This window comes from Nonomuraea sp. NPDC049725, assembly GCF_040674795.1.
GTDB lineage: Bacteria > Actinomycetota > Actinomycetes > Streptosporangiales > Streptosporangiaceae > Nonomuraea > Nonomuraea ceibae.
On the sequence record NZ_JBFANJ010000026.1, the window covers coordinates 51913 to 71406 of the forward strand.

24 protein-coding genes are annotated in these 19494 nt (G+C 72.1%); 12 read left to right on the forward strand and 12 right to left on the reverse strand.

Going from position 1 to position 19494, the window contains the following annotated elements:
* Positions 1-82: 82 nt before the first annotated feature.
* Positions 83-1033 (forward strand): alpha/beta hydrolase, encoded by a 951-nt coding sequence (locus tag AB0J53_RS41975; RefSeq protein WP_364183087.1) that lies wholly within the window; start codon positions 83-85, stop codon positions 1031-1033.
* 45 nt (positions 1034-1078) lie between these two features.
* On the opposite strand, the gene AB0J53_RS41980 is transcribed toward AB0J53_RS41975, so the two are convergent.
* From AB0J53_RS41980 to AB0J53_RS41995, 4 genes are read right to left on the reverse strand one after another with little or no spacing between them, the layout of a single operon-like run.
* Positions 1079-1267, reverse strand: a complete 189-nt coding sequence (locus tag AB0J53_RS41980; protein WP_357582931.1) for an antitoxin — start codon at positions 1265-1267, stop codon at positions 1079-1081.
* 26 nt (positions 1268-1293) lie between these two features.
* The gene (locus tag AB0J53_RS41985) at positions 1294-1677 is read right to left on the reverse strand and encodes a hypothetical protein (RefSeq protein ID WP_357582933.1); all 384 of its coding nucleotides are present in this window, start codon (positions 1675-1677) and stop codon (positions 1294-1296) included.
* Positions 1674-2294 carry a hypothetical protein gene (locus AB0J53_RS41990; protein ID WP_364183091.1) on the reverse strand — a complete coding sequence of 207 codons (621 nt, stop codon included), beginning with the start codon at positions 2292-2294 and terminating at the stop codon, positions 1674-1676. Before AB0J53_RS41990 ends, AB0J53_RS41985 begins: the two co-directional genes overlap by 4 nt.
* Entirely contained in the window at positions 2294-3052 is a 759-nt protein-coding gene (locus tag AB0J53_RS41995; RefSeq protein WP_357582937.1) for a hypothetical protein, read from the reverse strand. Before AB0J53_RS41995 ends, AB0J53_RS41990 begins: the two co-directional genes overlap by 1 nt.
* Before the next feature lie 425 nt (positions 3053-3477).
* On the opposite strand from AB0J53_RS41995, the gene AB0J53_RS42000 reads away from it, so the two are divergent.
* The 3 genes from AB0J53_RS42000 to AB0J53_RS42010 all read left to right on the forward strand — a co-directional run bounded on the left by AB0J53_RS42000 (position 3478) and on the right by AB0J53_RS42010 (position 6469).
* The gene (locus tag AB0J53_RS42000; protein WP_364183095.1) at positions 3478-4209 is read left to right on the forward strand and encodes a BTAD domain-containing putative transcriptional regulator; all 732 of its coding nucleotides are present in this window, start codon (positions 3478-3480) and stop codon (positions 4207-4209) included.
* Between the two features lie 61 nt (positions 4210-4270).
* The gene (locus AB0J53_RS42005; protein WP_364183098.1) at positions 4271-5437 is read left to right on the forward strand and encodes an MFS transporter; all 1167 of its coding nucleotides are present in this window, start codon (positions 4271-4273) and stop codon (positions 5435-5437) included.
* Between the two features lie 96 nt (positions 5438-5533).
* Positions 5534-6469: a type II CAAX endopeptidase family protein gene (locus tag AB0J53_RS42010; protein ID WP_364183100.1), complete on the forward strand. Its 936-nt coding sequence runs from the start codon at positions 5534-5536 to the stop codon at positions 6467-6469.
* Here the strand turns inward: AB0J53_RS42010 and AB0J53_RS42015 are convergent.
* A complete protein-coding gene (locus AB0J53_RS42015) occupies positions 6438-7241 on the reverse strand; it encodes an LLM class flavin-dependent oxidoreductase (protein WP_364183103.1) in 804 nt (267 codons plus the stop codon). The two genes, AB0J53_RS42010 and AB0J53_RS42015, sit on opposite strands and share 32 nt — an antisense overlap.
* 36 nt (positions 7242-7277) lie before the next feature.
* Between AB0J53_RS42015 and AB0J53_RS42020 the strand changes: the two genes are divergently transcribed.
* Entirely contained in the window at positions 7278-7751 is a 474-nt protein-coding gene (locus AB0J53_RS42020; RefSeq protein WP_219504254.1) for a GNAT family N-acetyltransferase, read from the forward strand.
* 44 nt (positions 7752-7795) lie between these two features.
* Complete coding sequence (locus tag AB0J53_RS42025; protein ID WP_364183107.1) at positions 7796-8983, forward strand: cytochrome P450; 1188 nt, start codon at positions 7796-7798, stop codon at positions 8981-8983.
* A gap of 281 nt (positions 8984-9264) precedes the next feature.
* Here the strand turns inward: AB0J53_RS42025 and AB0J53_RS42030 are convergent, their stop codons facing one another.
* From AB0J53_RS42030 to AB0J53_RS42040, 3 genes are all read right to left on the reverse strand, one after another.
* Positions 9265-9912, reverse strand: coding sequence for a response regulator transcription factor (locus AB0J53_RS42030; RefSeq protein WP_364183109.1), 648 nt, complete (start codon positions 9910-9912; stop codon positions 9265-9267).
* A 4-nt stretch (positions 9913-9916) separates the two neighbouring features.
* Positions 9917-11044 (reverse strand): histidine kinase, encoded by a 1128-nt coding sequence (locus AB0J53_RS42035; protein ID WP_364183112.1) that lies wholly within the window; start codon positions 11042-11044, stop codon positions 9917-9919.
* Positions 11045-11243: 199 nt separating this feature from the next.
* Positions 11244-11870 carry a TetR/AcrR family transcriptional regulator gene (locus tag AB0J53_RS42040; RefSeq protein ID WP_364183115.1) on the reverse strand — a complete coding sequence of 209 codons (627 nt, stop codon included), beginning with the start codon at positions 11868-11870 and terminating at the stop codon, positions 11244-11246.
* Positions 11871-11951: 81 nt separating this feature from the next.
* Here AB0J53_RS42040 and AB0J53_RS42045 point away from each other — a divergent pair, with 81 nt between their 5' ends.
* Positions 11952-12821: an SDR family NAD(P)-dependent oxidoreductase gene (locus AB0J53_RS42045; protein WP_364183116.1), complete on the forward strand. Its 870-nt coding sequence runs from the start codon at positions 11952-11954 to the stop codon at positions 12819-12821.
* A gap of 282 nt (positions 12822-13103) precedes the next feature.
* Entirely contained in the window at positions 13104-13511 is a 408-nt protein-coding gene (locus AB0J53_RS42050) for a PaaI family thioesterase (protein WP_246644558.1), read from the forward strand.
* Here the strand turns inward: AB0J53_RS42050 and AB0J53_RS42055 are convergent, their stop codons facing one another.
* Positions 13512-14036, reverse strand: a complete 525-nt coding sequence (locus AB0J53_RS42055; RefSeq protein WP_219504235.1) for a DinB family protein — start codon at positions 14034-14036, stop codon at positions 13512-13514. It lies immediately after the preceding gene.
* Positions 14033-14446, reverse strand: coding sequence for a MarR family transcriptional regulator (locus AB0J53_RS42060; protein WP_364183119.1), 414 nt, complete (start codon positions 14444-14446; stop codon positions 14033-14035). The genes AB0J53_RS42055 and AB0J53_RS42060 overlap by 4 nt, the downstream gene beginning before the upstream one ends.
* A 55-nt stretch (positions 14447-14501) precedes the next feature.
* On the opposite strand from AB0J53_RS42060, the gene AB0J53_RS42065 reads away from it, so the two are divergent.
* Together AB0J53_RS42065 and AB0J53_RS42070 are read left to right on the forward strand one after the other, a co-directional pair.
* Positions 14502-14918 carry a MarR family transcriptional regulator gene (locus AB0J53_RS42065; protein WP_219504231.1) on the forward strand — a complete coding sequence of 139 codons (417 nt, stop codon included), beginning with the start codon at positions 14502-14504 and terminating at the stop codon, positions 14916-14918.
* A gap of 40 nt (positions 14919-14958) precedes the next feature.
* Positions 14959-15876 carry a hypothetical protein gene (locus AB0J53_RS42070; RefSeq protein WP_364183123.1) on the forward strand — a complete coding sequence of 306 codons (918 nt, stop codon included), beginning with the start codon at positions 14959-14961 and terminating at the stop codon, positions 15874-15876.
* A gap of 81 nt (positions 15877-15957) precedes the next feature.
* Here AB0J53_RS42070 and AB0J53_RS42075 read toward each other — a convergent pair whose 3' ends face one another.
* Positions 15958-17139: a TerC family protein gene (locus AB0J53_RS42075; RefSeq protein WP_364183125.1), complete on the reverse strand. Its 1182-nt coding sequence runs from the start codon at positions 17137-17139 to the stop codon at positions 15958-15960.
* Positions 17140-17259: 120 nt separating this feature from the next.
* On the opposite strand from AB0J53_RS42075, the gene AB0J53_RS42080 reads away from it, so the two are divergent.
* Positions 17260-18414 carry a histidine kinase gene (locus AB0J53_RS42080; RefSeq protein ID WP_364183127.1) on the forward strand — a complete coding sequence of 385 codons (1155 nt, stop codon included), beginning with the start codon at positions 17260-17262 and terminating at the stop codon, positions 18412-18414.
* A complete protein-coding gene (locus tag AB0J53_RS42085) occupies positions 18402-19043 on the forward strand; it encodes a response regulator transcription factor (RefSeq protein ID WP_364183128.1) in 642 nt (213 codons plus the stop codon). The genes AB0J53_RS42080 and AB0J53_RS42085 overlap by 13 nt, the downstream gene beginning before the upstream one ends.
* On the opposite strand, the gene AB0J53_RS42090 is transcribed toward AB0J53_RS42085, so the two are convergent.
* Positions 19044-19475, reverse strand: a complete 432-nt coding sequence (locus AB0J53_RS42090) for a VOC family protein (RefSeq protein WP_219504222.1) — start codon at positions 19473-19475, stop codon at positions 19044-19046. It abuts the gene before it with no gap.
* Positions 19476-19494: the final 19 nt, after the last annotated feature.

Below are 19494 nucleotides of genomic sequence, written 5' to 3' on the forward strand. Positions count from 1 at the left end.
TTCGCTCGCAGGATGGGGACGTGGTCTCACCGAAGAGTCCCACTACGACGTCTGATCATTCGAAGAGACGAGAGGAAATGCAATGTTCGATCCGGCCGATTTCCCCGAACCCGTCATGGTTTCCGTCAACGGCGTACAGCTCGAAGTCTTCGAAGCGGGACAGCAGAACGCGGGAAACCCCATCGTGCTCTGTCACGGCTGGCCGGAGCACGCCTTTTCCTGGCGCTATCAGATGCCCGCCCTTGTCGCAGCGGGCTACCACGTCATCGTCCCGAACCAGCGCGGTTACGGCAACTCGTCCCGCCCGGCCGAAGTAACGGACTATGACATCGAGCATCTGTCGGGTGACCTGGTCGCACTGCTCGATCACTACGGATACGAAGACGCCGTTTTCGTCGGCCATGACTGGGGGGCGATCGTCGTCTGGGGGCTGACCTTGTTGCATCCGGACCGGGTGAGCAAGGTGATCAACCTGAGCGTGCCCTACCTCGATCGTGGAGAGAAGCCCTGGGTCGAGTTCATCGAGGACGCGCTCGGCAGCGACTTCTACTACGTCCACTTCAATCGGCATCCGGGCGTCGCGGACGCCGTGTTCGACGAAAATGTTCACCGGTTCCTCCGCAACATGTACCGGAAGAACGAGCCTCCCAGGGAGCCGCAGCCGGGCATGGCGTTGATCAACCTGGCCAGGGAAGAAACGCCACGCGGTGAGCCCTTGATGAGCGAAAGGGAGCTGGCCGTGTTCGTCTCCGCTTTCGAGACGTCAGGGTTCACGGGCGGGATCAACTGGTACCGGAATGCTGATCGTAATTGGCACCTGCTGGCGGACGTGGAGCCGATCATCCGGCAGCCCGCCCTCATGATCTACGGCGACCGGGATGTGGTCCCGAAATCCGACAAGCTGGCGGAGTTCGTGCCCGACGTGGAAGTGGTGAACCTGGACTGCGGCCATTGGATCCAGCAAGAGAAGCCGGAAGAAACGACCCGGGCGATTCTGGGATGGCTGGAGAAGCAGGCCGGCCTGAACGGGTGAGGCGCCCGGCGGTTCTCGCCGGGCGCCTCCGAACCTGTTCAGAGGTTATGCGTCGTCGTCAGCTCCGTCGAAGGTGCGTTTGACCTCCTCCAGTCCCTTGGTGATCTGCTCGTCGTACTTGTGGCCGGTGTCGTCCTCGACGAACTCCTCGGCCCGCTTGAGGATCTCCGCCGATTCGGCGGGGTGTTCCTTGGCCACTTCTTCGGCCTTCTTGATCCAGTCCCTGATTCCCATGCGTGTTTCTCCTCGCGGTTCGGTGGTCATTGCTGGAGCGCCCAGGCGCCGGTTCTGTCGACGCGGTAGTTGCCTCCTCCCTGGGCCACGACCGCCTGGGCGGCCGGGTAGTTCGTGGCGCAGTAGTCCAGGAATCGCTGGCGGTCGTTCGACGACAGCGACTGCGCCGTGAAGAAGGCGATGATGCGGGTGCCGGCGGCGTTGGGCACCGCGTTGAACAGGGACGGCAGGTTGATGGCCTGGAATCCGCCGGACCCGTGATAGCCGCGGACGTTCTGATACTGGCCGTGGGCCTGGTTCCAGAGGACGACCACGGAGACGCAGTCGCCCATCGGGCCGGTGATGACCGTGTTGTCCCCGGCCGGCAGGTCCTGGGCCGGGTCGGGCGTGGATCTCTGTTGCAGAATCATCGGGCTTTCCCTTCTGGTCGCAGCGGGATGACCGCTGCCTTTCTCATCGGCGCGACCTTGGCGGCCAGCGCCTGACTGAAGGCGGTGGTGAACACCATCCGGTTCATCGCCGCCGATCCGGTGAACTGGGCGAGCGTGCCCGCCTCGGTGAGCGGGGCCGACGGGTATCCCGAAGCCGGCTCGGCCGGGGTGAGCTCGCTGTAGTCGTACGCGAGCACCGGGACGCCGCTGTCGAGCCTGGCGATCATCAGCAGGCCGGGCGGGGCCTTCCACGCCTGGCGGGCCGCCGGGCCGGCCCCTTCCAGCGCGGTGACGAGCTCGTCGACGAGCGCGCCGGGCGCGAGCTTGGCCAGCTCCCCCGTGATGGACGTCAGGGGCGCGCTCCCGGCGGCGAGCTGGGTGCTGTGCGTGGCGATGTCGGTGCTGGTCCAGCCGATGTTGCCGAGCGCCTGGCACAGCGCGTCGGCGTAGCCGCCGGCGTCGGACGCCACGGTCTGCGCTGCCACGTGCCTGGCCAGCAGGACCGAGTTGACCACGTCGTCGCCCTGCTGCGCGGTGAGAGCGCCGTCCAGCAGCAGGAACGCGCCGTCGACCAGCAGCGCCGTCGTGGCGTTCACTAGCTCCCCAGCGACGGCAGGTTGGCGATGTAGCTGCTCGCGTGGCTGCTCATCTTGTCCGTCACGGCCTGCCGTACCGTGGCGTAAAGGGTGTCGTTCAGGACGAGCGTGGTCTGGCCCTGCTGGATGTGCACGGACGTGGACGAGTACGACATCCACAGGAACTTGGTGGCCGTCTCGTCGCCGGTGAAGTGGAAGGCGGACAGCTTGACGGCCACGTTGTTGTTGGTCTCGGTGGCCAGGCCGATCGAGAAGCTGCCGTTGTTCTCGCTGGTGGACTGGCTGTGATAGAGCTGCCACGGCGCCCCGTCGGCGTTGGCGGACGACTTGAGCGCGTCCAGCGCCGCCTTGACGATCTCCAGCTCGGGCGCGGTGACCAGTGAGGTCATGATCTCCAGCACCACCTTGTCGATCTCGACGGTGGCGGTCTGCGCGGTGTAGTTGCCGAAGTTGACCGATTGGCCGGTGTAGCCGATGTTGGTCAGCACCTCGACCACCTTGTGGTAGTAGCCGAGCGGGTCGGTCTCCGCGTTGGCGCCTCCGGCGGTGGCGGCGAGCTGGGCCAGGCCGAACGAGTTCAGCAGGTCGTCCTTGTGCTGCGGTGAGACGTTCGCGGTGAACGCCACCATCGAGTTGCCGACGACCGAGGCGCTCTCGCCGGCGCTCTGCGTCGGCGGTTCGGCCGCCATCGCGGCCTGCGGCCTCGGCCGGGGCGGCGGCAGCTTCAGCGCGCTGATGATGCCTGGGTTGATGCTCATGATTCCTCCTGGAATCGGAGTGGGTTGGTGACCCTCAGTGAAGTCCGGCGGCCGTTTCCGCCACGGCGGCGAACCCTGGCGCCGGCGCGACCTGGCCGCATGCGGCCGTGGCGGGCGCGTCACCGCCGCGCGGGCGCGAGCACACCGGCGTGGTACGGGCTCGCAACGCCCCCGTGTTCGCCGGTGCCGCCGGTGGAGCGCCCGGACCGGGGACGCGGGGTTGACGGCCGATCGGCGTGACCGGACCGCTTCCGCCGGAGCACGGGACCGGCACCCGCGGCGGAGCCCGCCGCACGCGATCACGACGGGCGCGTGCGGGTGACGGTACGAGCGCGGCGCGTGAACGTGGTCATGACTTTCTGCCAGGTGTTCCGCATATGCCTGGATACGCTCATCCGGGGTGATTCCAGGGGGAGGATGCGAGTGTGGCGACGTCAGAGGGGGAGTTGCGGCTCCTGGGGCCGTTCCGGCTGCGGTGGGACGGGCGCACGCTGCACCTGCCCCACGGGGTGGCGAGGATGATCGCAGCGCTGGCGATCATCGGGCCGATGTCCCGCTCGCAGACGGCCGGGCTGCTCTGGCCCGGCGGGACCGAGCAGCAGGCGCTGGCCAACCTCCGGACCACCCTGTCCAGGATGGCCAGGCGGACGCGTGACGTCGTCGAGTGCGACGGCGACATCCTGTGCCTGGTGGAGGGCACGCGGGTGGACGTCGAGATGCTGACCCGCTGGATCAACGACACCATCTACGGCGTCGGCGCGTCCGTCGGGGAGCCGGCCGGGCCGCCCGCCGACGTGGACCGGCCGCTGCTGGCCGACTGGGCCGACGACTGGGTCGTGGAGCGCCGCGACCGGTTGCGCACGCTCACCGCCCAGGCGTTGCAGAGCGCCGCCGCCCGGCTGCTCAGCCTCGGCCGGCCCGCCGAGGCCCTGCCGTACGGGCTGGCGGCGGTGCAGACCGAGCCGTGGTCGGAGAGCGCGAACCGCATCCTTATGGAGATCCACGCCCGGCGCGGCGACCCCAGCAGCGCGCTGCGGCAGTACGAGAAGTTCAGCCGGATCCTGCTGCGGGACCTCGGCGTGCGCCCGGCGCCGGACCTCGTCGCGGTGATCCGGCAGCTCTACCCCTTCGGCACCGGCCGGGTGGAGACCGTCTGACGATTGGTCGCGTCCGAAAGGCGCCGGTACGCAGGGGTTCTCGCCTGTTTGGCTGTACGCCGTGTCAACCATCACCCGCACCCCACTGGTCAGCCGGCTCGCGGTAGTCACGATCATGCTGGGCATCTTCGCCATCGTCACCAGCGAGATCCTGCCGATCGGGCTGCTGAGCGCCATCGGGGCCGACTTCGGCGTCTCCGACGGCGTCGCGGGGCTGACGATGGCTCTGCCCGGCGTCGTCGCCGCGGTCGCCGCGCCTGTCGTCACGCTGACCACCGCCCGGCTCGACCGGCGCGCGATGCTGTGCGCGCTCATGGCGCTGCTCGCCGTGGCCGACGTGCTGGCCGCGGCGGCGACCTCGTACGAGATCATGCTGGTGTCCAGGGTGCTCGTCGGCGTCACGATCGGCGGCTTCTGGTCCATCGGGGCGGGGCTGGCCGGGCGGCTGGTGCCGCCGCACGCCGTCGGCGCCGCCACCGCCGTGATCTTCTCCGCCGTGCCGCTGGGGTCGGTGCTCGGCGTCCCGGCAGGGACGTTCATCGGGGACCTCGCCGGGTGGCGGACCGCCTTCGTCGTGCTGGCCGTGCTCGCGCTCGCGGTGCTGGGCGGCCTGGTCGTGCTGTTGCCGCCACTGCCCGCCGATCAGGTCACCAGCCTGCGCGCCCTGCTGGACCTGCTGCGCACCCGGGCTGCCGCGATCGCGCTGGCGGCGACGTTCCTCATCGTCCTCGCCCATTTCGGTACGTACACGTACGTCACGCCCTTCCTGGAGGACGTCACCGGGCTGGGACCGGCCGCCGTCAGCGCCGTGCTCCTCGCGTACGGCGTCGCGGGGATCGCCGGGAACTTCCTCGCGGGCCGGGCCGCCCGATGGCGGGTCGCGTTCGTGACCTGCGGCGGGCTGATCGCGCTCGCCACCCTGCTGCTGCCCGTGGCGGGAGGCGGCGCCGTCGCCGCCGTGGGGCTGCTCGTGGTCTGGGGGCTCGCGTACGGGGGCGTGCCCGTCTGCTCGCAGGCGTCGTTCATCGCCGCCGCGCCGCACGCGCCCGAAGCCGCCACCGTCGTCTTCACCGCCTCCTTCCAGGCGACCTTCGCCCTCGGCGCGTTCCTGGGCGGCCGGGTCGTCGACGCCTCCTCCGTCTCCACCGTCATGGTCTGCGGCGGAGTGGTCGCGCTGCTCATGGCGGGGGTGCTGGCGGCCGTCCGGCCCCGCCGGGCATACCCCTAGCTGTACCTCCGCTGGGGTGCACGCGGGAGAGACCGGACGGGGTCTTGGCTGATGTCCTGAACCGTGTCCTCGTACGAGCGTTCCACGGAGAATGACATGGCAGTCAACAGCCCGCCGGCTGTCGAAGAGAGTCCCGACCAGCAGACCGGATTGCGGGGGTTCATCCGCCGCCGTCCGCTCGTCAGCTTCTTCGTCCTGGCCAACCTGATGAGCTGGATCGCCTGGACGCCCTACGTGCTCTCGGCGACCGGGCTGGGAGTGCTCGACTTCACGTTCCCCTCGGTGCTCGGCACCACGCAGTTCGCCGGCGTGCTCCCCGGCGCCTACCTCGGCCCGATCTTCGCCGCGTACCTGGTCACCAGGATCGCGGACGGCAAGGAAGGCGTCCGGCGCTGGCTCGGGCGGATGACGAAGTGGCGGGTGAGCTGGGTCTGGTACGTCGGCACCGCCGTCGGCGTGCCCGCCGTGCTCGTGCTGACCGGCGCCGCCCTGTCCGACGAAGCCATCCACATGCCGCCCGTTGCCCTGCTGGTGGCGTACGTCCCGGGCCTGCTGCTCCAGATGGTCACCACCGGGCTGGCCGAGGAGCCCGGCTGGCGGGACTTCGCCCTGGCGCGCATGCAGCGCAGGTTCGGGCCGCTGGTCGGCACCCTCATTCTCGGGCCGCTCTGGGGCCTCTGGCACCTGCCGCTGTACCTGAGCGAGTGGGGCGGCTGGCCGGACGTCACCTGGATGCGGATCGGTGAGTTCTTCGCCTTCTGCTGCGTGTTCAGCGTGGTCGTCACCTGGGTGTTCAACCGCACCGGCCAGAGCCTGCCGCTGGTCATGCTGCTGCACGTGGGCGTCAACAACTTCATGTCGATGGCCTACGCGGAGCTGTTCCCGTCGATCGCCTCGCCCGAGCAGGCGTCGCGCGTCACCCTCCTCGCGGGCACCACGGCGGCCCTCGTCGTCCTGGCCGCCACGCGGGGCCGGCTCGGCTACAGCCCCGAGGAGCCGGCTACGGCGGACCCGAGCGGACGCGCCGCATGAGCTGGTCGAAGTCGCCGCGGCGGCCATGCAGGTGCTCCAGCCACCAGGTCGCGCCCGCGTCGGCGTAGGGCGTCACCGAGGCGCCCGGCTCGCTGACGCCGATGAGCGCCACGTCGAACGGCCCGTCCGCCACGCGGTGGCGGCGGAGCTCGGCGACCTGGGCGGCCAGCTCGGCGGGGGACAGCGTCATGCGGCCCTCCTCGTCGTCGCCCGCCACGACCCAGCCGTCCCAGCGGGCCGCCCGGCGCAGGGCAGCCGGCGCCGTACCGCCGATCCACACCGGCACCCGGGGCCGCTGCACCGGCAGGGGCGCCAGCCGTACGCCGTCGACCGTGTAGCGGGCGCCCCGGTGACGCACCTCGTCGCCGGACCAGAGCGCGGAGATCACGTCGAGCGCCTCGTCCAGCACCGCCCCGCCGGGCCGGGGCGCGCCGAAGGCGGTGAACTCGCCGGCGACCCCGCCCAGCCCGGCGCCCAGGATCGCCCGCCCGCCGCTCAGCCGGTCGAACGTCGCCACCGTGTGCGCCAGCACCTCCGGCCGGTGCCGGGCGACGGCCGTCACCGCCGTGCCCAGCCCGACGCGGGACGTCGCCGCGGCCGCGGCCGAGAGCGCCACCCACGGGTCGGCCGACGGCATGCCCCAGGCGAAGGCCAGGTGATCCCACACCAGCACGGCGTCCCAGCCGGCGGCTTCGGCCTCGCGGGCCAGGGCCACCAGCCGCGACGGCTCCGCGAGGTCACCGAGGATCGCGACGTCGATGCCATAGCGCATGCTCCCCATCCAACCACCAGGCATATCGTTCAGCACATGACGAAAGATCTTCGAGCCGTACGTATCACCCTCGCCAACATCGACACGGCGCTGACCGTGAAGGTCCGCCCCGACCAGGAGCGCTTCGTCTCGCCGGTGGCCAAGTCGCTGGCCGAGGCGTACGTCCAGCCGGACGTGGCCTGGCCGCGCCTCATCCTCGACGGCGACCAGCCCGTCGGCTTCCTCATGGCCTTCATCGACATCGACTGGGACGGCAAGGGCGTCGACTTCCGGTCCGGCCTGTGGCGCCTCAACGTCGTCCCCGAGGCGCAGGGGCGCGGCGTCGGCAGCTTCGCCGTCGCCACGGTGGCCGCCGAGCTCAGGCGGCGCGGCAGCACCCACATGTACGTGACCTGGGAACCGGAGGACGGGGGACCCGAGGGCTTCTACCGCAGGCTCGGGTTCGAGCTCACCGGTGAGGAGAGCGGAGGCCAGACCGTCGGCGTCCTGGATCTGACACATCCCGGGTGAAACCAGCACTTGTCCGGGTCAGCGGCAGCCGCGACCATGGGCAAGTGGATCTCTACCGCGACCCGTACCCGACCTACGCCGAGGCCCGCCGCAACCGCGGGCTCACGTTCGTGCCGGAGCTGAACGCCTGGCTGGTCGCCCGGCGCGAGGACGTCCGCGAAGTGCTCGGCAAGCCCGAGCTCTTCTCGTCGGCGGGCGCACTGCGCCCCGACTACCTGCCCGGCAAGGCCGCGCTCTCGGAACTGGTCAAGGGCGTCGGCGGCGTGCAGGCCGTGCTCGGCGCCGACGGGGAGGAGCACCGGCGGCTGCGCCGGCCGCTCACCAGAGGGCTGTCCCCCGCCCGCGTCGCCGCCGCGCTGCCGTACGTGACCGAGCGGGCCGAGGAACTGGTCGCCTCCTTCGCCCGTGACGGCCAGGTCGAATGGATGGAGGCGTACGCCAAGCCGCTGCCCGCCTCCGTCATCGGGCACGTCATCGGCCTCGACCCGGCCGACACGCCGGGCGCCGTCCGGGGCGCGGAGCGGGCGGAGGAGCTGCTGTTCACGGAGCTGGACGACGCCGGGCAGGTCGAATGCGCCAAGGAGATCGTGACCCTGCAGCGGCTCCTCGACGGCTACGCGCGGGCCCGGCGGCGCGACCCGCGTGACGACGTCTGCACCGAGATGGTCAGGGAACTCGCGCCCGGCACCGGCGACCTGACCCTCGACCAGCGCAAGGAGATCGTCTCCAACCTCCAGAACCTGCTGCTCGCCGGCCACCTCACCACCACGGCGCTGCTCGGCTCCGTCGTGCTGCACCTGCTGCGCGACCGCCGCCAGTGGGAGCTGCTGTGCGAGCGGCCCGAGCTCGTGCCGGTCGCCATCGAGGAGGCGGCCCGGTTCGAGGCGCCCGTCCAGGGCTTCCGCCGCACGGTCACCGGGCCCGGGACGCTGGCCGGCACCGAGCTGCGCAAGGACGACGTGCTCTTCGTCTCGTACGCCTCCGCCGGCCGCGACGCCGACCCCGCCACGCGGCCCGACGTGTTCGACATCGGGCGCGCCCCGCTGCGCAGCCTGTCGTTCGGGCACGGCCCGCACGGCTGCCCCGGCTCCCAGCTCGCCAAGGAGCAGGTGCGGATCACGCTGGAGATCCTGATGCGCGAGTTCCCCGGGCTGCGGCTGGCCCGGGACGAGGTCACCATGGCGCCCACCCTCATCCACCGCTCCCCCGAAGCCCTCCACCTCACCTGGTGACCCGCCGGGGCCGGCCCTTTCCGGGTCGGTCCTTCCGGGCCCCTTCCGGGTCGGTCCTTCTGGGCGCGACCCTCGGGCGGGGGCGCAACCTCCGGCGGGCGGGACCCTCGGGCGGGGCGCAACCTCCGGCGGGCGCAACCTCCGGCGGGCGCAACCTCCGGCGGGCGCGACTCCCGGTGGGCGCGGCCCCTTCCAGGGCGGCCCGGTCCCTTCCGGGGCGGCCTCTTCCGGGTCGGCCCTGCGGGGTGGTTCGTCAGTGGAGCCGGGGCCGAGGGGTCGCGTCAGAGGTGGCCTGCGTCGCGGATCTTCATGGCGACCTGGACCCGGTTGTCGGTGCCGAGCTTGGCGAAGATGCGGGTGACGTTGGCCTTGACCGTCGCGACGCTCATGGACAGGCGCTGCCCGATCTCGGCGTTGGAGCTGCCCCGGGCCACCTCGACCGCGACCTCCAGCTCGCGGTCGGTCAGCCTGGCCAGCTCGCGCCGCGCCTCGTCCCGGCCGGGCGCGTGGCCGCCGGTGGCCGCGGCGATCACCTGGTAGGTGACGCTGGGCGACAGCACCGGCTCGCCGGCCGCGACCGTGCGGACGGCCTCGACCATCTTGGCCGGCGGCGTGTCCTTGAGCAGGAACCCGGCCGCGCCGAGGCGCAGTGCGCGCAGCACCATGTCGTCGGCGTCGAAGGCGGTCAGCACGAGGATGCGCGGCGCGTCCGGCCGCGACGTCAGCTGCTCGGTGGTGACCAGGCCGTCCTGGCCGGGCATGCGGATGTCCATCAGCACCACGTCGGGCCGTTCGGCGCGCACCAGGGTCACGGCCTCGCGCCCGTCGCCCGCCTCGCCGACGATCTCCAGGTCGGGCTCGCCGCCCAGGATGAGACGCAGTCCGGTGCGTACCATCGGGTCGTCGTCGACGATCAGCACGCGCGTCACGACGTCAAGCCTCCCACGGCAGGCGGACAGAGAGGACGAATCGCCCGTCCTGGTGGGCGTGGGTGATCGTGCCGCCCGCCATCCGCGCCCGTTCCGCCACGCCGACCAGCCCGAGCCTGCCGCCCGGCGCGGACGACGGCCCGTAGGGGGTCGCGTTGGTCACGTCGATGCGCAGCGCGTCGCCCGGCCGCCCGTCGAGCTCCACCCTGACGCTGCTGCCCGGCGCGTGCTTGCGGGCGTTGGTGAGGGCCTCCTGGACGATCCGGTACGCGTTGCGCCCGGTCTGGGTGGGCAGCCGGTCGCGCTGCTCGATCGTGTCGGTGACGAGCACCTTCTGGCCGGCGGACCGCACCTCGTGGAACAGCGCGTCCAGGTCGGCGATGGTCGGCTGCGGGGCCGCCAGCTCGCCGTCGGAGCGGAGGGTGCCGAGCACGGTGCGCAGCTCGTTGAGCGACTGGTGGGCGTTCTCCTGGATGGCCAGCGCGGTCTCGCGGGTCTGCTCCGGGCCCAGGTCGACCCGGTAGGCCAGCCCGCCGGCGAGCATGGCCAGCAGGGACATGCGGTGGGCCAGTGCGTCGTGCATCTCCTGGGCGATCTTGGTGCGCTCGGCGAACCTGGCCTGCTCGACGCGCTGCCGCTCCGCCCGCTCCTCCGCCAGCAGGGCGTCACGCTCCGAGCGCAGATAAAGGCCGAAGACGGTCAGCCCGGCGAGGATCGTGCTGCTGGTGACGAAGCTGATCATGCTCTGCTGGCTCACGCCGCGCGCGAACGCGTAGAGCGTCGCGCTGCTCCAGGACAGGGCGGCGACGGGCACGATCTCCCGCCACCGGCGGTGGGTGCACAGGGACACGTACGCCACGTTGGCGGGGCCGCTCGCCGAGCTCGAGAAGGCGGTCAGCAGCGCGGTCGCGGCGGCGATCTGCCAGGGCCACCGCCGCCGCCAGCGCATGAGGACCAGCCCGAGGACCCCCAGCGACACGTCGAACACGGCGCGCGGCAGCTTGTCGAGGTCGTGGGCGGCGACCCAGGCCCAGACCACGGCGAAGAACAGCATGGGACCCAGCGCCGCGAGATAGCGCACCATGCTGCCCCACCGGTCGAGGGGGAGCTGGTGCTGGGGGCTGTCGTTCACGGGACCCAGCCTAGGAACTTCGCCGCGATGCCCTTAGCGACCTGGGTCTATTGTCGGGCCACCCTGGGTCTAGACCTGGCCGACCGGGACGCCGACCGGGACGCTGACCGGGACGCCGACCGGGACGCTGACCGGGACGCCGACCGGCCGTCCGGCGGGGTGGTTCGCCCCGGGTTGCGCCGGTTTTTGGGCGGCGGGCTCACCCTTGGCCGTTCGGGAGGGAGCTGAGCTCCTGGCCGTCCGGCAGCGCGGTCAGCCAGGCGGTAAGGCGGGCGCCCTGGCTGGTCATCACGCCGGGGTCGCGCAGGGCGTTGGCCAGGAGTGACATGCCCTGGTACGCGCCCACCAGGGTGAGGGCGAGTCCGCCGGGGTCGGGCAGGCCGAGCTCGCGGAACTGGCGTTCGGCCCAGTCGAGCAGCAGCCGGATGACCCGGCCCGCCTCCGCGTCCAGGCCGCCTTCGTCACGTTTGTCGAGCTCGACGGCCAGGGTGCCGGTCGGGCAGCCGTAGCGGGCGGCGACGTCGCTCTGGCTCACCCACGCCTCGACGAGCCCCGTCAGCCGGGCGCGCGGGTCGGGCAGGCGGTCCAGTTCGGCGGTGAGCTCCTGCAAACGGCGGGCGTGCTCGGAGAGTGCGGCGGCGACCAGCTCGTCCTTGGTCTTGAAGTAGTAGTACACGTTGCCCACCGGGACGTCGGCGGCGCGGGCGATGTCCGCGATGGTGGTGCGCTCGGCCCCCTGCTCGTGCACGACCCGGGCGGCGGCGGCCATCAGCCGTTGCCGTTTGGCGGAGGCGGCCCTTGCCCGGGAAACTTTCGAGTCAGTCACCTGACTCACTATAGGCGGTCCTTGTGCTACGGTCTCTTCTCAGTAAGTCAGTCAGCTAACTCACTCGAAAAGAGCTTCATCATGATCGTTGTCACCGGAGCCACCGGAAACATCGGGCGCACGCTGGTCCGGCTGCTGGTCGAAGCCGGCGAGCAGGTCACCGCCGTCTCGCGGCACATCACCCCCGCGGATCTGCCCCAGCCCGTCGGCGGCGGGGCGTCATCCGCGCGGGCCGTCGCCGCCGACCTGGCCGACCCCGACAGCCTGCGGCCCGCGCTGGAGTCGGCCGACGCGCTGTTCCTGCTGCTCACCGGGGCGCTCGCGGCCACCGGCGACACCGTCCGCCAGGCCGTACACGCCGCCAAGGCCGCCGGGGTGCGCCGGATCGTCCTGGTGTCGTCGCAGTCCGCCGGCACGCGACCGGACTCCGGCGGCCACGGGCGTCGCGCCCTGGAGGACGAGAACCAGGTACGCGAATCCGGGCTCGAATGGACGATCCTGCGGCCGGGCAACTTCGCCACCAACACCCTGGCCTGGGCCGAATCGGTGCGGAACGGGCGCACGGTGTTCGCGCCGTTCGGCGACGTGGGGCTGCCGGCCGTCGACCCCGACGACATCGCCGCGGTCGCCGCCGCCGCCCTGCGCGAACCCGGGCACCACGGCCGGACCTACGTGCTCACCGGGCCCGAGCCGATCACCCCGCGCCAGATGGCGGCGGCCATCGGTGAAGCGCTGGGCGAGCGGGTCACGTACCAGGAACTGACGCGGGAGCAGGCGCGGGACCGGATGCTGACGTTCATGCCCGCGCCCATCGTCGAGGGCACGCTGAACATCCTCGGCGAGCCCACCGCCGACGAGCGGCGCGTCAGCCCGGACGTCGCCCAGGTCCTCGGCCGCACCCCCGGCACCTACGCCGCCTGGGCCCACCGCAACGCCCCCGCCTTCCGCTGACCCGGGAACGGGAACCCCGGGCGGCCCTGAGCCCCCGCCTTCCGCGGACCCCGCCACGTGCGGCACTGCTGCCCCGCCTTCCGCCGACCCGGGAACGGGAACCCCGCGCGGCCCTGAGCCCCCGCCTTCCGCTGAGCCCGCCCCGTGCGGCGCCGCTGGCCCGCCTTCCGCTGGTTCGACCCTCGCGGCCCTCGTGTTGGTGCCGCTGGGCTCGCGCAGCGGGTGGCCGGGCGGCGGGGGATTGTCGGTGGGGGGCTGTTCAATGGGGGGATGGAGAGAGGGATGTTCTGGGACGTCATGGCCGGCGCTGTGCCGCCGCCGCCGGCCGCGGAGGTCCTGGGCTGGGAGCTCGTCGGGGTGGACCCGGAGGCGGGCACGATCGAGGTGGCGTTCGCGGCGCGTGAGCAGTTCACCAACCCGGTCGGCGTGATCCAGGGCGGCTTCCTGGCGGCCATGCTGGACGACACGCTGGGTCCGGCGCTGGTCGCGACGTTGCCCGCGGGGCAGTTCGCGCCGACTCTGGAGCTTCACGTGCAGTTCCTGCGCCCGGCTCGTCCCGGCAGGCTGGTGGGGCGCGGCCGGGTGGTCAAGCGGGGCCGCGACATCGCCTTCCTGGCCGGGGAGCTGGTCGGCCCCGATGGCGAGCCGGTGGCGACGGCGACCGCGACGGCCCAGATCAGGAGCGTGTAGTCACTCGCCGGTCGCCCCGTCGATGCGCTCGCGGAGGATGTCCGCGTGGCCGTTGTGCCGCGCGTACTCCTCGATCATGTGCAGGAACACCCAGCGCAGGCTCATCTCCAGGTCACGGTGCTTGTGGTGGAAGGTCTCGTCCAGGCCGCGGCCTGCGGCGGCGGCGCGGGCCAGCTCGACCTCACGCAGGTACGTGGCGTAGTCGGCCTCGGCGTGGGCCGGGTCGGTGTCGTCGAAGTCGCCGTCGGGGTTGTCGTCCAGGTCGCAGTAGAGGAAGTCGAGCTGCTCGCCGCCGAGCCTGCGCCGGAACCAGGAGCGTTCGACCTCGGCCATGTGGCGCAGCAGGCCGAGCAGCGACATGGACGAGGGTTCGGCGCTGCGCCGGACGAGCTGTTCGGGGGTCAGCCCGGCGCATTTGAGCTGCAGGGTGTGCCGGTGGTGGTCGAGGAACGCTTCGAGGAGGACGCGCTCGTCGCCGAGGGGAGGGGGGTCGGATCGGTCGGGCTGAGGTGCGGTCCAGTTCATCGCTCCATGGTGCCCTGATCCAGGTTGTGCGTCATTCGGTCGAGTGTGTCCATGAGCCTGGCGTACTCCTCGGGGGTGATGTCGCGGGTCATCCGGGCGCGGATGTCCTGGACGCGTTCGCCGATGGCGGCGTGCGCGGTGCGGCCTTCGGCCGTCAGGGTGTGCGTGCCGGTGGTGTCGCGGGCGATCCAGCCTCGGGCGGTCAGCTGGGCGAGCACGCCGGGGGTGGTGTCGCCCGGCGCCCGGAACGGCCTGAGCGCCTGGTGGAGCTCGCCGGCGCTGGTGGGGCCGCGGCTGATGACGTTGAGCGCCTGCCACTGGCGGCGGTTCACCCCGGCCTCGGCGAAGGCGCGCTCGAAGGTGTCCTCGATCAGCTGGTCCAGTCGCTTGAGCCGGGATCCGATCATCATGGGAGGCTCCTTGTCCTAGGACATTTATATGTCTTATGACATGTATCATGGTGGCATGGACGCTGTCGAACGGGTTGAGCAGGCCATGGTGACCATCCGGCGCAGGCAGAGAAGGCGGGCGCTGGCCCGGCTCGCCGGGGTGACGGGGCAGGCGTTCGACGTCCTCGACGCGATCGACGGCGCCGGGCCCGCCACCGTGAGCACCGTGGCTCAGGCGCTCGGCGTCGACCAGCCCCGGGCCAGCAAGCTCGTGGCCGCGGCGGTCGAGGCCGGCTGGGTGCGCCGCCGCGCCGACCAGGCCGACGGGCGCCGTTCGGTCCTCGTGCTCACCGACGCCGGGCAGGCCGCGGTCGAGGAGGCGCGCCGGTCACGCCAGGCGGTGTTCGCCGGCGCGATGGCGGGCTGGAGCGAGGCGGAGCGCACGGAGTTCGCCAGGCTGCTGACCAGGTTCGTCGACGGGTTGCCGGGCTGAAAGCCGGGTGGGGCGGGCGGCGCGCTGGGACAATCCGAGCATGCATCGATCTCTGGCAAGTGCCGTGCTGGGCGCCGCCACCCTGCTGGCCGCCGCCCCGGCGGCCTCGGCCGCGACCCCCCACGCCGCAGCCTCCTCCGCCGCGGTCTCCTCCGCCGCGCCCGCCCCGCTGGCCGGTGTCGCCGTCTACGCGGCCTACGACCGTGGCTACACCGTCACCCGCTACGGCGGGCGTCCCGCCGAGCTGGGGAAGCCGGGGCAGAGCGCGCAGTTCGCGGCCTCGCCCGACGGGCGGAAGGTCGCGTGGATCACGTCCGGCGGCCGGCTCCAGGTGCGCGACGGCGGCAGGACCCGCACGGTCGCGCGCGGGCTCCAGGGCGACATCCCCTGCCTGTCACCGGTGTGGTCGCCCGACTCCCGGCGGGTGGCGTACGTCGGCGGCAACGGTTCGCAGGTGCGCGTGGTCGGCGCCGACGGCCGTGGCGCGCGGGTCCTCGGCCGGACGGCCGGCCCCTGCCACCTCGCCTGGTCCCCCGACGGCCGCTACCTGGCGGGCTACGCCGGCACCACCGAGGGCGTCCACCGGCTCGACACCAGGACCGGCAGGTCGGTCAAGGTGAAGGGCGTCAAGCTGGCCAACCACGTCCAGAGCCTGTCGCCGGGCGGCCGTTACGTGGTCGTCAGCACCCTCCGGCCCACCGATCCGGGCGGCGACGGCGTGTGGCCGACGTCGTTCACCCCGACGCTGGTCGACACGGCGACGGGCCGCCGGGTGCCGATCGGCGTCAAGGGCCGCCTGCTCGGCGCGTTCCACCTGCCCGACGGGCGCCTGGCGGTGCGCGTCGCGGGCCGCACGGCCAACACGCTGGTCGTCCTGGACGCCAGGGGCCGCCAGGTGCAGCGGCTCGCCGAGCCGGCCGTCGCCAAGGACCAGGCCCTGCTCCAGGTGGTTCGCTGAGCGACCGTCGTGAGGAGGTGAGCGACCGTCGTGAGGAGGTGAGCGACCGTCGTGAGGAGGTGAGCGATCGTCGTGAGGAGGTCAGCGGCCGGCGTGGGCGGCGTGGCGCTCGTGGGCGCGGCGGATCAGTGACATGAGCCGCTCGTCCTCGCGCAGCTTGGCGCGGAACTTCTCCGGGAGCCCGCGCAGCCGCTCCTCCTCGATGACGAGCCTGCGGTAGGTGGCGTCGCGCTCGGCGGGGTCGAGGTCGTCCTCCAGGTAGGCGGTGGCGCAGCGCCGGGCGCAGGAGGCGATGTTCTGGGCGCGCCCCCGGGTGCTGAGCAGCGAGGCGGCGATCGTGACGATGAGGACGCCGATGATCACCGACAGGGACAGGCCGGTGCTGATCTCGGTGACGGGCACGGGCTCGCCGTCGTTGATGAACGGCACGTTGTTCTCGTGCAGCGCGTGCAGGACGAGCTTGACGCCGATGAACGCCAGCACCGCCGCCAGGCCGAAGGACAGGTAGATGAGCCGGTCCAGCAGCTCGTCGATGAGGAAGTAGAGCTGGCGCAGCCCCAGCAGCGAGAACGCGGTGGCGGTGAAGACCAGGTAGACGTTCTGGGTGAGGCCGAAGATCGCCGGGATGGAGTCGAGCGCGAACAGCAGGTCCGTGCCCGCGATCGCGATCATGACGAGCAGCATGGGCGTCAGCACGCGGTGGCCGTCGACGACCGTGGTGAGCCGGTCGCCGTCGTAGTGCTCGGAGGTGCGGAAGAGCCTGCGGGCCAGCCGGGTCATCAGGTTGTCCGGCGAGTGGCTTTCCTGGCTTTCCGGCTTGAGCAGGTTGCCCGCGGTGATGAGCAGGATGAGGCCGAACAGGTAGAACGCCCACGCGAACGTGTTGATGAGCGCCGCGCCCAGGAAGATGAACCCGGTGCGCGCCACCAGCGCGAACGTGATGCCGAACAGCAGCACCTTCTGCTGGTCGGCGCGCGGCACCCGGAAGCCCGACATGATGACGAGGAAGACGAACAGGTTGTCGACCGAGAGCGCCTTCTCCGTCACGTACCCGGCGAAGTACTCGGCCCCCATGCCGGCGCCGCCGAACAGCCACACCCCGACGCCGAACAGCAACGCGACGCCCACGTAGGCCGCCGACCACACCGCGGCCTCGCGCAACGTCGGGATGTGCGCCTTGCGTACGTGGAAGAAGAAGTCGAACAGCAGCAGGCCGACGATCCCGAGGACCGTCAGCCACCACACCAGGGACGGCACGTCCACCCGTGACCTCCATCGCGTCGCCGATCAGTGAGCAGTACCCCGGCGGGCAGACCTCAAGCGATCGAACGGTAGACCTAGGACTACTGCCCTGACCTGCGGCTCCTCGATACGGTCGCACGTGTGTTGACGAGGACCGCGCTGGAGGCGCTCAGCAGGAGGCCGGTGGCTTTCCTGACGTCGGCGTGGCCGTGGCGGTCGCTGGCGTACCTGGTGGCCGGGCAGCTGCCCGGCGTGATCGTGCTGTTCGCCGGGATCACGGGTGACGTGCTGCCGGTCGAGGTGCGGCTGGTCGGCGCGGTGGTGCTCCTGGTGGCCACGCTGCCGCTGGTGGGGTGGCTGGAGCGGCGGCGGCTGCGGCTGGTGGACGGCAGGGCGCTGGGGCCGGTGGCGCGCGGGCGGGAGCTCGGGTTGGCCGTGCTCGTGGTGCTGGCCCTGTGGTGGATCGACCTGCTGATGATCCTGCTGACGGCGGTCGGGCCGGTGCTGCTGATCCTGACGCCGCTGGTCCAGCCGCTGGTGACGCGGGGGGTGGGGGCGGCCGCGAGCGTGGCTGGGGTGGTGCTGGTCCCGGTGGCGGCGTACGTGGTGACCGCGTGGGCCGGCGGGCGGGGCGCGATGGCGCGGGCGATGCTGGCGCCGTACGACACCGAGCTCGCCGAGGTGCTGCGCTCGCGCGCCCGGCTGGTCGACGCGTTCGAGGTGGAGCGGCGGCGGATCGAGCGTGACCTGCACGACGGCGCGCAGCAGCGGCTGGTGGCGCTGTCGATGAGCCTGGGCATGGCCCGGCTCGACCTGCCGGACGACTCTCCGGTGGGCAGGCTGGTGGGGCTGGCGCAGGACGAGGCGAAGCGGGCGCTGGCCGAGCTGCGCGAGCTGATCCGGGGCGTGCATCCGGAGGTGCTGACCGGGCGCGGGCTGGCGGCTGCGGTGCACGACGTGGCCGGCCGGTCGCCGGTGCCGGTCGAGGTGGCGATCGAGCTGCCCCGCAGGCCGGCGGAGGCGGTCGAGGTGACGGCCTACTACGTGATCAGCGAGGCGCTGGCCAACGTCGCCAAGCACAGCGGCGCGTCCCGGGCCCGCGTGACCGGGCACGTCCATGACGGCACGCTGGTCGTCGAGGTGTACGACGACGGGCGCGGCGGGGCCGATCCGGCCCGTGGGAGCGGCCTCACGGGGCTGGCCGACCGGCTGGCCGTCGTCGACGGGAAACTGTCCTTGCGAAGTCCGGCCGGTGGGCCGACCCTGCTCAGAGTGGAGATCCCGTGCGCGTGGTGATCGCCGAAGACGCCGTCCTGCTGCGTGAGGGCCTGGCCGGGCTGCTGCAACGCTTCGGGCACGAGGTGGTCGCGTCGGTGGGCGACGCCGACGCGCTGGTGGCGGCCGCGCGCGAGCTGCGGCCCGACGCGGTGGTGACGGACGTGCGGATGCCGCCCGGGTTCGCCGACGAGGGGCTGCGCGCGGCGCTGGTGCTGCGGGCGGAGCGGCCCGAGCTGGCGGTGCTCGTGCTCAGCCAGTACGTCGAGCAGACCTACGCGGCCGAGCTGCTCGACTCCGGGGGCGGGGCGGGCATCGGCTACCTGCTGAAGGACCGGGTGGGGGAGGTGCGCGAGTTCGTCGACGCGCTGGTCAGGGTGGCCGGGGGCGCGACGGTCGTCGACCCCGAGGTGGTGCGGCAGTTGCTGCGGCGGCGGCGCGACCCGCTGGAGCGGCTGACGCCCCGGGAGCTGGAGGTGCTGGCGCTGATCGCGGAGGGGCGGGCCAACGCCTCGATCGCCCGCGAGCTGGTCGTCACGGAGGCGGCGGTGGCCAAGCACATCGCCAACATCTTCAGCAAGCTCGACCTGCCTCCCGCCGCCGACGGGCACCGCCGGGTCCTGGCGGTGCTGGCCTACCTCCGGGCGTGATCAGGCCAGGCAGAGCTCGTTGCCCTCGGGGTCGGCGATGGTGACCCACCAGGTGGGGCCCTGGCGGCCCTTGTGCAGCACGGTGGCCCCGTGGGCGACCAGCCGCTCGACCTCGGCGTCGATGTTGTCGGCGCCCACCCGGACGTCCAGGTGCACCCGGTTCTTGACCGTCTTGGCCTCGGGCACGAGCTGGAACAGCACGCGCGGGGCCCGCTCCAGCCCGCCGGGGTGGCGGATGGCGGCGCCGTCCTTCCACACCAGGTTGCCGCGGTGGAACATGGTGTCGTCCTCCGTCGCGTGGCCCTTCTCGATCAGGCTGCGGATGAACGCCTCGTCCTGCCGCTCCACCTGCCAGCCGAGCGCCTCCGCCCACCAGTCGGCCAGCGGGTGCGGGGCCTGGGAGTCGATGACGATCTGGATATCGAATGCCATGTCCTGATCCTAAGTAGGG